Raw genomic sequence first — 12874 nt, 5'->3', positions numbered from 1 at the left:
CACATCCGGATGTTCGTGCGCTCGGGCATCACCTTCTTCAACACCCATGGCTGGAAGCTCTGGTGAGCGTGCTGGTGACCGGCGCCACCGGTTTCATCGGCAGACGGCTGGTCGGGGAATTGCGGGCGCAGTCCTGCACCGTGCGCATTGCCGTGCGCCGGCTGCTGCCGGCGCTGACCGAAGCGGTGCTGGCGCCGCTCGATGACCCGGCAGCGCTGGAGCGCGCTTGTGCCGGCATGGACACGGTGTACCACTGCGCCGGTCATGCACATGCCTGGTCAGGACAGGATGCGGCGCTGCACCGGCAGGTGAATCATGCAGGCACCTGCGCGCTCGCTACGGCGGCGGGGCGCGCCGGCGTGCGCCGCTTCGTGTTCCTGTCCAGCGTCAAGGCCATGGGCGAACCCGGCGAGGTCTGCGCCGACGAGGACTGGCCGCTGCCGCCGCTGACCCCGTACGGTCAGGCCAAGCGTGCTGCCGAAGATGCGGTGCTGGAGGCCGGAGCACGCTACGGCATGCACGTCGTGAACCTGCGGCTGACGATGGTCTACGGGCCGGGCGGACGCGGCAACCTGGAGCGCATGGCGGCGCTGGTGCGGCGCGGATGGTTTCCGCCGCTGCCGGAAACCGGCAACCGGCGCTCGCTGGTGTACGTCGATGACGTGGTGTCGGCGATGCGACTGGTTGCGCATGCGCCGGCTGCGGCCGGCCGTACCTGGATTGTTGCCGATGAGGCTGCGTATTCGGGGCGTGAGCTGTATGTGGCGTTGCGCGCGGCGCTGGGTCTCGCGCCGCGCCGGCATGCCGTGCCGGCAGGCGGGCTGGCAACGGTGGCGGCGATCGGGGACCGGCTGGAGCGACTGCTCGGCCGGCGGCTGCCGTTCGATTCCGAGGTGCTCGACAAGCTGCTCGGTTCGGCCTGGTACTCCTCGGCGCGACTGCGCGGGGAACTGGGCTGGCGGCCGCAGGTGTCGCTCGCCGAAGGCCTGCAGCGGATGTGCCGGGCCTGAGCCGGGTGCGTCGTCGCAAGCAGCGATTGTTGCAGATGCACAAAGCCGACACGCTAAACTGCCACGCTTGCCGGGCCGTGGCGTTGTGCCTGCCTGGCTCCGGACAGGTACCCAGGCGTTGATCCTCCTTGCATTCCTGGTCGCAGCCTTCGTGTCGGCGCTGCTGACCCGGCGTTTCTGCGATCCCGATTCGAGCCTGCATCTGCTCGATCTGCCGAACGCCCGTTCGCTGCATACGCGCCCGACGCCGCGCAGCGGCGGCATCGCGCTGCTCGCCGGCGTCGGGGCGGCACTGCCGCTGCTCGCCGTCGGCGGCTGGCTCGGGCCGGCGGCGGCCTGCGTGCTGCCGGCGGCGGTGCCGGTGGCGGTCGTGTCGTTTCTGGATGATCGCAGCGGTGTGGGCGTGCGGTGGCGCTTCGCCGTGCATCTGGCGGCAGCACTGGGGCTGATCGTGCTGGTCGGGCTGCCGGCAGGCCTGAGCCTGCCCGGTGCTGTCTGGCAGCCGGCCCGGCCGTTGCTGACCGTGCTGACGGTGCTGTTCTGCGTCTGGATGCTGAATCTCTACAACTTCATGGACGGCATGGACGGCTTCGCAGGTGGCATGACCGTGTGCGGTTACGCGACGCTGGCGCTGCTCGGCATGGCTGCCGGGGACGCTGCGTACGCTGTCCTGGCGGCCTTGCCGGCCGTGGCGGCGCTTGGTTTTCTTGCATTCAACTTTCCGCCGGCGCGCATCTTCATGGGGGATACCGGGGCTGCGACCCTCGGCTTCCTGGCGGCCGGCCTGATCCTGTACGCCGAACGCAGCGGGCTGTTCCCGTTCTGGGCCGGGCTGCTGGCGTTTGCGCCGTTCATCGTCGATGCCACGGTGACGCTGCTGCGCCGGCTGCTGCGCGGCGAGCGCATCTGGGAGGCACACCGCAGCCATTATTACCAGCGGCTGGTGCGCCTCGGCTGGGGGCACCGGCGCACGGTGCTGGCCGAGTACGCGCTGATGCTGGTCTGCGCCGCGGCGGCGCTCGCCGGTCCCCGGCTGCCGGCCGCCGGTCAGGCACTGCTGCTCGCCGCAACGGCATTGCTGTTCGTGACGCTCGCGGCCGGCGTCGCCCGGCTGGAGCGGAGTGCGGCCCCATGAAGATCTGGCTGCGCATCCGCCATCCGCTGGCGGCACTCGCCCATGATCTGCTGATGACGCCGCTTGCCTGGTTCGGCGCGCAGTGGCTGCGATTCAATTTCGACGCCATCCCGACGCCGTTCCTGCAGGCCGCCCAGCAACTGCTGCCGCTCGTACTGTTCGTGCATGCCGCCTGTTACGTGCGTTTCGGGCTGTATCGCGGGGTCTGGCGCTTCGCGTCGATGCCGGATCTGGTGCGCATCTGCAAGGCGGTCGTGACCGGGACCCTGATCTGCTGGGCACTGGTGGCGCTGGCCGCACAGATCGGCCTGCTGCCACCGGTGCCGGTGCCGCGTTCTTCCTTCGTGCTGACGGGCCTGCTGCTGCTGCTGTTCCTCGGTGCCCCGCGCTTCGTGTACCGCTGGTTCAAGGATCATCGCCTGTACTACCGGCCCGGGCAGCGCGTGCTGATCGTCGGTGCCGGGGACGCCGGCGTGCTGTTGCTGCGCGAACTGCAGCGCGAGCGCGATGGCGAATACGAGGCGGTCGGTTTCGTCGACGACAAGGACAACCGCCAGGGCCGCGAACTGCACGGCCTGCGGGTGCTCGGACGCACGCAGGACGTGGCGGCCATCGCCGATCGGCACGCGATCGACATGATCTTCGTGGCCATGCCCTCGCTCGGCGGCGAACGCATGGCGCGCGTGCTCCGGCTCTGCGAGGCGAGCGGCCGGCCGGTGCGTGTCGTGCCTCGGCTCGATGAGCTGCTGAGCGGGCGGGCGCAGATTCGCGAGCTGCGCGAGGTCTCGCTCGAAGACCTGCTCGGGCGCGAGGAGGTCACGCTCGACTGGGAGACGATCGGACGCTGCGTGGCCGGGCGCACGGTGCTGGTCAGTGGCGGCGGCGGCTCGATCGGCTCCGAGCTCTGCCGTCAGATCGCCCGGCTCGGGCCGGCGCGGCTGCTGATCGTCGATGCCGGCGAGTTCAACCTGTACCGCATCGAACTCGAACTGCGCCGCGACTGGCCCGAAGTTTCGCTGCAGGTGTTCCTGCTCGATGTCACGGATGCCGTCGGCGTCGGGCAGGTGTTCGCCACGCACCGGCCCGAGCTGGTGTTCCATGCCGCCGCCTACAAGCACGTGCCGCTGCTCGAAGACCAGCCTTCGACGGCGATCGGCAACAACGTGTTCGGCACGATGACGCTGGCGCAGGCCGCCGATTGCCATGGCGCCGACGCCTTCGTGCTGATCTCGACCGACAAGGCGGTCAATCCGACCAACGTCATGGGGGCGAGCAAGCGGCTGGCCGAGATGTACTGCCAGAACCTCGCCGCCCGCAGCCACACGCACTTCATCACCGTGCGCTTCGGCAACGTGCTCGGCTCGGCCGGCAGCGTCGTGCCGCTGTTTCGCGAGCAGATCGCGCGCGGCGGGCCGGTGACGGTCACGCATCCCGAGATCGAGCGCTACTTCATGACCATTCCCGAGGCCGCGCAGCTGATCCTGCAGGCGGCGGCGGTCGGGCACGGCGGCGAGATCTTCGTGCTCGACATGGGCGCACCGATCCGCATCGCGACGCTGGCCGAGCAGATGATCCAGCTCTCGGGCAAGCGCCCGCATCAGGACATCCGCATCGAGTTCACCGGCCTGCGCCCGGGCGAGAAGCTCTATGAGGAGCTGTTCCACGAACGCGAGCAACTGCAGCCGACCGTCTACCCGAAGCTGCTGCTCGCGCAGCGCCGGACACTGGACTGGGGGGCGTTCAACCGGGCACTGGAAGCCCTGCGGGCCGACTGCAGGGATCGCAGGGATGCCGAGGTGCTGGCGGCGATGCACGTGCTGGTGCCGGAATACCGGGCCTCCGGCAGCGAGGGGGGGCAGGGCGCTCCGGTGCAGGCCACCGGCACCTGAGCGGCGATCAGCGCCTGAGCACCAGTTCGAGCACCAGCTTGCTGCCGAAGTACGCGAGCACCAGCACCGCAAAGCCGCTCAGCGTCCAGCGGATCGCGGTGCGTCCGCGCCAGCCGTACCGGCGGCGGCCCCACAGCAGCGTGGCGAACACCAGCCAGGCCGCGATCGACAGCACGGTCTTGTGCACGAGGTGCTGCGCGAAGAGGTTGTCGAGAAAGAAGAACCCCGACAGCAGCGACAGCGTCAGCGCCCCGAAACCGGCACCGATCATCTGGAACAGCAGCGACTCCATCGTCACCAGCGGCGGCAGTCCGCGCGAGATGCCGCCCAGACGGCGCGTGCGCAGGCGCCGTTCCTGCACCGCGAGCAGCAGCGACTGCACGGCGGCGAGCGCGAGCAGCGCGTAGGCGGTGATCGAGATCAGGATGTGCAGCTCCAGGCGCCACTGCGCGGCCTCGGTGACGAGTCGCGTCGACGGAAACGCCAGCCCCAGCACGACGGTGGTCGCCGTGAACGGCAGCAGCACGATGCCGAGGTTCTCGACCGGGCGCGCCAGCGAACTTGCGAGCAGCAGCAGCGCGATCAGCCAGCCGGTGAACGACAGCGCGTTGAAGAAGCCGAGGTTCATGCCTTCGGGCTGCACGACGGTCTGGCCGAGCACGAAGGCGTGCAGCACGATCGCGACCAGACCGAGCGCCAGCGCCGGTGCGCGCGCCGGCTGGTGCGGCTGGTTGACGCGCGCCAGCCGCACGCCGAGCAGCGTGCCGGTGGCGAGGTAGAGCAGGGCGGCGAGGGCGCCGGTCAGGATGCTGGTCATGCGGGCGTCACGGGCAGGTGAGCAGAACCGCCGCATGATCGCACACTGGCGCGCGTGCCTGACCCGGCGCGGTCCGTCCCCTATACTGCCGCCCTTTTCTGCCCGCTGCCGCGAGCCCGAGTCCGACGCCATGTTCGAGAACCTTTCCGAGCGCCTGCTGCGCACCGTCAAGCACCTGCGCGGTCAGGCGCGTCTGACCGAGGACAACATCCGCGACGCGCTGCGCGAGGTGCGCATGGCGCTGCTCGAAGCCGACGTGGCGCTGCCGGTGGTGCGCAGCTTCATCGAACAGGTGCGCGTGCGCGCGGTCGGCCAGGAGGTCATGACCGCGCTGTCGCCCGGGCAGGTGCTGGTCAAGATCGTCAACGAGGAACTCGTGCGGCTGATGGGCGAGGCCAACGAGGCGCTCGACCTGCGCGCGCAGCCGCCGGCCGTGGTGCTGATGGCCGGCCTGCAGGGCTCGGGCAAGACGACCAGCACCGCCAAGCTCGCGCGCTTCCTGCGCGAGCGCGAAAAGAAGAAGGTGCTGGTGGTCAGCTGCGACGTCTACCGGCCGGCGGCGATCCAGCAGCTGGCCACGCTCGCGAAGGAAGTCCAGGTCGAGTGGTTTGCGAGCGAGGGCGGCCAGCAGCCGGTGGCGATCGCGCAGGCGGCCCTTGCGTACGCGAAACGGCAGTTCTTCGATGTGCTGATCGTCGATACCGCCGGTCGCCTGCATGTCGACGCGGCGATGATGGAGGAAATCCAGGCGCTGCACGCGGCGGTGACGCCGGTCGAGACGCTGTTCGTCGTCGATGCGATGACCGGTCAGGACGCCGCCAACACCGCGAAGGCCTTCCACGAGGCGCTGCCGCTGACCGGCGTCGTGCTGACCAAGACCGACGGTGACGCGCGCGGCGGTGCGGCGCTGTCGATCCGCTACCTGACCGGCAAGCCGATCAAGTTCCTCGGTGTCGGCGAGAAAACCGCCGCGCTCGAACCCTTCCATCCGGATCGCGTCGCCTCGCGCATCCTCGGCATGGGCGACGTGCTCAGCCTGGTCGAGGAGGTCGAGCGCAAGGTCGACAAGGAAAAGGCGCTGAAGCTCGCCGAGAAGGTCAAGTCCGGCAAGAGCTTCGACTTCGAGGACTTCCGCGAGCAGATGGAACAGATGCTGGCGATGGGCGGCATGGCCGGGCTGCTCGACAAGCTGCCGGGCATGGACAAGGTGCCGGACGATCTGAAGAAGCAGGCCAACGACAAGCAGGTGCGCCGGCTGATCGGCATCGTCAACTCGATGACGCCGCAGGAGCGGCGCTTTCCGGACCTGATCAAGGGCTCGCGCAAGCGCCGCATCGCCGCCGGCGCCGGCGTGCAGGTGCAGGAAATCAACCGCCTGCTCAAGCAGTTCGAGGAAATGCGCCGGATGATGAAGAAGATGTCCGGCGGCGGCATGATGAAGCTGATGCGGGCGATGAAGGGCAAGCTGCCGATGGGTGGACTCGGGGGCCTCGGCGGTCCCGGCGGCCTGCCGCCGTTCAAGTGAGCGTTCAGATGAGGCGATGCGCCGACCCTTGAGCCATCGGCGTTTTCGCGTACAATCCGCGGTTTTCTCCGGGACCGCGCCTGCGGGCGCGGTCTTTTCGTCCCCGGGACAGACACGGCTCACACCGGCACACCCGGTACAAACTGGATCGCAAGAGGATCGCTATGGTCACCATCCGACTGGCGCGCGGCGGCGCGAAGAAGCGCCCGTTCTACCACGTCGTCGTCACCGACAGCCGCAACCGCCGCGACGGTCGCTACATCGAGCGCCTCGGTTTCTTCAATCCGATCGCCCGTGGTGGCGAAGTGCGCCTGAACCTCGACGCCGGGCGCGTGCAGTACTGGCAGGGCAACGGCGCGCAGGTGTCCGAGCGCGTCGCCGCGCTGCTGAAGGAATTCGACAAGGCGCAGGCGGCTGCGGCCTGATCCGCACGCCGGGCGCTGCATCCGTGAGCATCGCTGCTGCCGACAGCTGGGTCGTGCTCGGGCGCGTCGCCGGTCTCTGGGGCGTGCGCGGCGGGCTGAAGATCTGGTCCGACACGCAGCCGCGCGCCGCGATCTGCCGTTACCGGCCGCTGTTTCTCGGTCGTGATGGCCAGTGGCGCGAGGTCGTGCCGGTGCTCGGTCGCGAGCAGGGCAAGGGCATCGTCATGCAGTTCGACGGCGTCGAGGATCGCGATGCCGCTGCGGCACTGATCGGCTGCGAGATCGCGATCCGTCGCGAACAGCTGCCGGCCCCGGCTCCGGGCGAGTATTACTGGACCGATCTGGTCGGCCTGCGCGTCGAGACGCTGGATGGCATCGAACTCGGCCACGTCGATCACCTGTTCGAGACCGGCTCGAACGACGTGATCGTCGTGCGCGGCGAGCGTGAGCGCCTGATTCCGTTCCTGCGCGGGTCGGTGATTCAGGACATCGATCTCGAAGCCGGCCGGATGCGCGTGGACTGGGATCCGGATTTCTGATCCGGAACAAGCCGCTGATCATCCGTGCGCATCGACGTCGTCACGCTGTTTCCGGAGTTCATCGCGGCGCTGCTCGCCTGCGGCGTGACCGGGCGCGGGGCCGGGCGCGGGCTGTTCGAGGTCGCGACCTGGAATCCGCGCGACTGGACGCACGACCGCCACCACACGGTCGACGACCGGCCGTACGGCGGCGGGCCGGGCATGCTGATGAAGGTGCAGCCGCTGCGCGATGCGATCACGGCGGCGCGGGCGGCGAGTCCCGGGCGGCCGCGGACGATCTACCTGAGTCCGCAGGGCCGGCGGCTGGACCAGGCCGGCGTGCGCGAACTCGCCGCGCTGCCGCGGCTGCTGCTGGTGTGCGGACGCTACGAAGGCATCGACGAGCGCCTGATCGCGACCGAGATCGACGAGGAATGGTCGATCGGCGACTACGTGCTGTCCGGCGGCGAGCTGGCGGCGGCGGTGCTGATCGACGCGCTGGCGCGGCTGGCGCCGGGCGTGCTCGGCAATGCTGCCTCGCACGAGCAGGATTCGTTCGCGGACGGCCTGCTCGACTGTCCGCATTACACGCGGCCCGAGGAAATCGCCGGGTTGCAGGTGCCGGCGGTGCTGCGCTCGGGCGATCACGCCGCGATCGCGCGCTGGCGCCGGCAGCAGGCGCTCGGACGTACCTGGCTGCGCCGGCGGGACCTGCTGGCCGGACGGCGTCTCGACAGGCAGGACCAGGCGCTGCTGGATGCCTTCATCCGGCAGCACGAAGAACGTGGATCCGCGGCGCCGGGCGCCGTGGATCCGGCATCACAGGGTGTCGGCGCTGCGGCTCCGGACCCGGCGGAACCGTAGGGGAGTGACCTTCATGAGCAACATCATCGATCAGCTGAACCAGGAACAGATCGCCGGCAAGACCATCCCGGACTTCGGCCCCGGCGACACCGTCGTCGTGCAGGTCAAGGTCAAGGAAGGCAACCGCGAGCGTCTGCAGGCCTTCGAGGGCGTCTGCATCGCCCGCCGCAACCGCGGCCTGAACTCGGCGTTCACCGTGCGCAAGATCTCGCACGGCGAAGGCGTCGAGCGCGTGTTCCAGACCTACAGCCCGAGCATCGCCGACATCAGCGTCAAGCGCCGCGGCGACGTGCGTCGCGCCAAGCTCTACTACCTGCGCGGGCTCGAAGGCAAGGCGGCGCGCATCAAGGAAAAGCTGTCCTGATCGCGGCGGTCCGCGGATTCGCGTGATCCACGAAGACGGGCGTCACCCGCAAGGGCGACGCCCGTCTTCGTGTCAGTCGTTTGCATCTTCACGCCGGGCATCGGTTTTTGTGTGGCTGTGGTTTCATGCTGCAGTGCAGTAAGCTTTGCCGTGTTTCCGCAGCACGATGGTGCGCGCGCCAGATTTCGTCCCTGTCGAGGAATCCCTTCATGTCCCAAGACTTCGCCCAGTGGCTGACGCCCGTGCGCACCATCGCCGCCGAAGCCGCTGCCCGCATCCTCGAAATCTACGATACGAATTTCGATGTCGAAACCAAGGGCGACGACAGCCCGCTGACCGCGGCCGATCGCGCCGCGCACGAATGCATCGTCGCCGGGCTGACGGCGCTGACGCCGGACATCCCGGTGCTGTCCGAAGAATCCAGGGCGCTGCCGTTCGAGCAGCGGGCCGCGTGGTCGCGCTACTGGCTGGTCGACCCGCTCGATGGCACCAAGGAGTTCATCAAGCGCAACGGTGAGTTCACGGTCAACATCGCGCTGATCGACGGTCACCGGCCGGTGCTCGGCGTCGTGCATGTGCCGGTCGGCAATGAGGTGTACTTTGCCGCGCTCGGTCACGGCTCCTGGCATGCCAGGGCTGGTGCCGCGCCCGAGCGCATCCACGTGCAGATTCCCTGCAAGCCGGAAGTGCGGGTCGTCGGCAGCCGCTCGCACGGCAGCGATGCGATGGATGGCTTCATCAACCGTCTCGGGGATCATGCCTTCGTCGCCTGTGGCAGTTCGCTGAAGTTCTGCCGTGTCGCCGAAGGCCGTGCCGATGTCTATCCGCGCCTGGGCCTGACTTCCGAATGGGACACGGCGGCGGCGCAGTGCGTGGTCGAGGAAGCTGGCGGCCATGTGGTCGGGCTGGATGGCGAGGCGCTCCCGTACAACACCAAGGATTCGCTGCTGAATCCCTACTTCATCGTCTACGGCGACGGCAGCCGCGACTGGCTGTCGTATCTGCCGGAAAAGGTCTGAGCGACCGCCCTGACGGTCACGTGGCCTGCCGCACGGGCCGCCGGACGCAGTGACGGCGGCACGCAACGCCCGGGCGCGCTACGCTGCCGGCCCCCGCCGTCACCCGGAGTTCCCGTCGATGGACTGGAACCAGCTCCTCAGTCGCCGCCGCCTCGGCATCCGCCACCGATCCTCTGCCGAGGACACGCAGCGCACCGACTTCCAGCGCGACTTCGACCGCATCGTGTTTGCCTCGGCGTTCCGGCGCATGCAGGACAAGACGCAGGTCTTTCCGCTGTCGTCGAACGATTACGTGCGCACGCGCCTGACGCATTCGCTGGAGGTGTCCAGCGTCGCGCGCTCGCTCGGCAACCGGGTCGGCGAGGTCGTGATCGCGCGCCACGGGCTGACGCAGGTCGTGCCGGCCGATTTCGGGGCGATCGTCGCGGCGGCCGCGCTCGCGCACGATCTCGGCAATCCGCCGTTCGGCCATGCCGGCGAGGACGGCATCCGCCAGTTCTTCGAGGAAACGACGCTCGGGCGTTCGCTGATCGGGCGCATGCAGCCGGCCGAGCAGCAGGACTTGCTGCGCTTCGAGGGCAACGCCCAGGGCTTTCGCGTCGTCGCGCGCCTGCAGAGCCCGGACAACTTCGGCGGCATGCAGCTGACGCTGGCGACCCTCGGCAGCTTCACGAAGTATCCGCGCGGTTCGCTGCTCGACGCCGATCCGGCAGTCGGCGGCATCGCCTTCAAGAAGTTCAACTACTTCCAGGCCGATGCGGCGCTGTTCGACGAGGTTGCGACCGGGCTCGGGCTCGATCCGGTGCTTCCCGGCGCCTGGCGGCGCCATCCGCTGGCTTTCCTGCTCGAAGCGGCCGATGACATCTGCTACCGCATCGTCGATCTCGAGGACGCCGTGCGCCTGCGCCAGCTCGAACACGGCGAGGTGCTGGACCTGCTGCTGCCGCTCGTGGGGCTTGCGGCCGATTCGCCGCGCCTGAAGCAGCTGACCCGGCCGAAGGAGCGCATCGAGTACCTGCGCGCCAAGGCGATCGGCAGGCTGATCGATGAGGTCGTGACGCTGTTCCTCGACTGCGAGGCCGAGATCCTCGCCGGTCGCTACGGGCTCGAACTGCTCGATGAAGTGCCGAGCCGCGCGCCGATGCTGGAGATGAAGGAACTCGCGCGCCGGCGTGTCTACATCGGCCAGCCGGTCGTCGAGGTGCAGGTCGCCGGCTTCGAGGTGCTTGGCGGCCTGCTCGCGGCCTTCGCCGGTGCCGTCACCGATGTCGCCGAGCGCGGCGTGCGGGCAACGGCACTGAACCGCATGCTGATGCACCTGCTGCCCGAGCAGTTCGTCGGCCCCGGGCATGAGCCGGTGGCCGATGCCTACCTGCGCACGCTGAAGATCATCGACTTCATCTCCGGCATGACCGATTCCTACGCCGTCAGCCTGTTCAAGCGCATCACCGGCATGTCGCTGCCGATGCAGTAAGCCGATGCGGTTGCCGCGCTGCACCCGTGCGGTCTGCGCTGCGGGTTCATCGGGGGCGTGCCGGATTCGCGCCGGGCCGCGGCGGGTGCGGTACGGGGTACGGGGCAGGGGCGGGCACGGCATGCGGGGCGGACTCCGGTGCGGGCTGTGATCGGGTGCGCACCGTGCCATGGGGCGGCGGGGACCGGAGCGGCGCGGTGTGGACGGCGCCGGCAGCCGGTTGCGGGCGGGCATCGGGCTGATGCGGCGGCGTCGGGGACGGCCGGGCGGAAGCGGCGCCTGTCCGGTCCGCGGACCGGTTCAGCCGTCGAGCGGCAGCCGCACGTGGATGCGCAAGCCCTGGCCTGTGGCCGATTCGATCGTCGCGTGGCCGCCGAAGGACTGTGCGCGCTCGCGGATGCCGTGCAGGCCGAAGCCGTCGGTCGCCGCCGCCGGATCGCAGCCGCGGCCGTCGTCGGCGAGTTCGAGGCGCAGGGCGTCGGCCTCGCGCCACAGTCGCAGTTCGACGTGGCCGGCCTCGGCGTGGCGGGCGACGTTGGTCAGGCCCTCCTGCACGATGCGGTAGGCGTGGATGCCGCAGGCCGGACGTTCGGGCAGGGCAGGGTCCCAGTCAAAGCGCGTCGTGACCGGCGCGTGCCGCACCGCCCAGTCGGCGAGCAGCTGTCCGAGGGCCGCGCGCAGGCCGAGCACGTCGAGCACGGCCGGATGCAGGCGGCGGATCAGTTCGCGCACCGAGCCGAGGATGTCCGCCGTGGTCGCGCCGATCGCGCGTGCGCTCTCGATGTGGCGCGGGTCGGTGGCGGTGTGGGCGATCAGCGTCGCGTCGGCCTGGATCGCGCTCAGCGACTGGCCGAGCTCGTCGTGCAGCTCGCGCGCGAGCAGCCGGCGTTCGTCCTCGCGCACGGTCAGCGCGTGGCCGGCGAGGCGGCGGTTCTCGGCACGGCCGGCGGCGAGTGTTGCGGCCAGACGGTCGACGGTCGCGGCGATGCGGTCGAGCTCCGGCACGCCACTTGATGCGAGCCGGCCGTCGTAGTCGCCGTGCGCGAGCGCATCGAGGCCGCCGAGGATCACGCGCACCGGTGCGAGCGCCGCGCCGAGCAGGCGCCAGACCAGCAGGCCGGCGAGCAGCGCGAAGCCGGCGAGCAGCGCGAGGAAGTCGCTGAAGTCGGTCCAGGCCTCGGCCAGCTCGTCGGCCGGATCGGCGCGCACCAGCAGGCGCAGCGGCGTGCCGTCGGCATCGCGCCGTTCGCGCTCGAACTGGATCGGCTCCGAGGCCACCAGCGCCGCGAACCAGGCCGGCGCCGCCGCCTCGGCCGGTGCCGGCCAGCGCGGGCTGTCGCCGGGCGCGAGCAGGTCCAGGCGCAGATGCCGGTGGCGGCCGAGTTCGCGCAGTTGATCGAGCCATTCGGCGCGGCGCGCGGCATCGCCCGGCAGCGCCGGCACCGGCCCGAGCAGGCCATCGACCAGATCGAGCGCCAGTGCCGCGCTGGAGGCGAGTTCGGCACGCACGTTGTGACGGGTGTTGGCGACGGCGAGCGTCACCGCCAGCGCGAATGCGACGAGGCTGAGCGCCAGCAGGCCGCGCAGCAGTCGCGTGCGCAGGCTGGCGCCGGGGCGGGGCGGCGCCGGCCGCCCGGATACGGGCACGGACACGGGGATTCCTCTTTCTAAAGATGGCCGGTTCCGCCCGCGAGGGCAGGGCGAACACGCCGCAGCCTGCGGGCCGGGAACGGTTTCAGGCCTCGATCAGCCCGAGCCGGATCGCGAGGCGCGCGAGTCCGGCGCGGCTGCCGACGCCGAGCCGGGCGCGGATCTGGCTGCCGTAGTTGGCGAC

General features: G+C 69.9%; 12 protein-coding genes. 10 read left to right on the top strand and 2 right to left on the bottom strand.

All coding sequences use genetic code 11. The features are described from left to right. From PKE44_RS06995 to PKE44_RS06985, 3 genes are all read left to right on the top strand, one after another. Positions 1 to 1010: NAD-dependent epimerase/dehydratase family protein (locus tag PKE44_RS06995; protein WP_324549452.1), on the top strand; the 1010-nt coding region annotated here is incomplete at its 5' end. 118 nt (positions 1011 to 1128) lie between these two features. Continuing rightward, a complete protein-coding gene (locus PKE44_RS06990; protein WP_324549450.1) occupies positions 1129 to 2145 on the top strand; it encodes a glycosyltransferase family 4 protein in 1017 nt (338 codons plus the stop codon). Then, positions 2142 to 4034, top strand: a complete 1893-nt coding sequence (locus tag PKE44_RS06985) for a nucleoside-diphosphate sugar epimerase/dehydratase (RefSeq protein WP_324549447.1) — start codon at positions 2142 to 2144, stop codon at positions 4032 to 4034. Before PKE44_RS06990 ends, PKE44_RS06985 begins: the two co-directional genes overlap by 4 nt. A 7-nt stretch (positions 4035 to 4041) precedes the next feature. Here PKE44_RS06985 and ccsA read toward each other — a convergent pair whose 3' ends face one another. Beyond that, on the bottom strand, positions 4042 to 4851 hold the full coding sequence (gene ccsA, locus PKE44_RS06980) for a cytochrome c biogenesis protein CcsA (RefSeq protein ID WP_324549445.1): 810 nt from the start codon (positions 4849 to 4851) through the stop codon (positions 4042 to 4044). A gap of 130 nt (positions 4852 to 4981) precedes the next feature. On the opposite strand from ccsA, the gene ffh reads away from it, so the two are divergent. The 7 genes from ffh (at position 4982) to PKE44_RS06945 (ending at position 11040) form a co-directional block, all read left to right on the top strand. Further along, the gene (gene ffh / locus PKE44_RS06975; RefSeq protein WP_324549443.1) at positions 4982 to 6376 is read left to right on the top strand and encodes a signal recognition particle protein; all 1395 of its coding nucleotides are present in this window, start codon (positions 4982 to 4984) and stop codon (positions 6374 to 6376) included. A 164-nt stretch (positions 6377 to 6540) separates the two neighbouring features. Then, complete coding sequence (gene rpsP / locus PKE44_RS06970) at positions 6541 to 6801, top strand: 30S ribosomal protein S16 (protein ID WP_324549441.1); 261 nt, start codon at positions 6541 to 6543, stop codon at positions 6799 to 6801. Between the two features lie 29 nt (positions 6802 to 6830). Next, on the top strand, positions 6831 to 7340 hold the full coding sequence (rimM, locus tag PKE44_RS06965) for a ribosome maturation factor RimM (RefSeq protein WP_324549454.1): 510 nt from the start codon (positions 6831 to 6833) through the stop codon (positions 7338 to 7340). A 24-nt stretch (positions 7341 to 7364) separates the two neighbouring features. After that, positions 7365 to 8183, top strand: a complete 819-nt coding sequence (trmD, locus tag PKE44_RS06960) for a tRNA (guanosine(37)-N1)-methyltransferase TrmD (RefSeq protein ID WP_324549439.1) — start codon at positions 7365 to 7367, stop codon at positions 8181 to 8183. Positions 8184 to 8196: 13 nt separating this feature from the next. After that, positions 8197 to 8547 (top strand): 50S ribosomal protein L19, encoded by a 351-nt coding sequence (rplS, locus tag PKE44_RS06955; RefSeq protein WP_324549437.1) that lies wholly within the window; start codon positions 8197 to 8199, stop codon positions 8545 to 8547. Between the two features lie 209 nt (positions 8548 to 8756). After that, positions 8757 to 9566: a 3'(2'),5'-bisphosphate nucleotidase CysQ gene (cysQ, locus tag PKE44_RS06950; RefSeq protein ID WP_324549434.1), complete on the top strand. Its 810-nt coding sequence runs from the start codon at positions 8757 to 8759 to the stop codon at positions 9564 to 9566. Positions 9567 to 9684: 118 nt separating this feature from the next. Continuing rightward, a complete protein-coding gene (locus tag PKE44_RS06945) occupies positions 9685 to 11040 on the top strand; it encodes a deoxyguanosinetriphosphate triphosphohydrolase (RefSeq protein ID WP_324549432.1) in 1356 nt (451 codons plus the stop codon). Between the two features lie 300 nt (positions 11041 to 11340). Here the strand turns inward: PKE44_RS06945 and PKE44_RS06940 are convergent, their stop codons facing one another. Beyond that, a complete protein-coding gene (locus tag PKE44_RS06940; RefSeq protein WP_324549429.1) occupies positions 11341 to 12693 on the bottom strand; it encodes a sensor histidine kinase in 1353 nt (450 codons plus the stop codon). Positions 12694 to 12874: the final 181 nt, after the last annotated feature.

It is taken from the genome of Plasticicumulans sp. (assembly GCF_035331805.1).
In the GTDB taxonomy this organism is placed as follows: domain Bacteria; phylum Pseudomonadota; class Gammaproteobacteria; order Competibacterales; family Competibacteraceae; genus Plasticicumulans.
The sequence above is the reverse complement of the archived record's forward strand: the minus strand, read 5'-3'. Positions and strand labels throughout refer to the sequence as shown.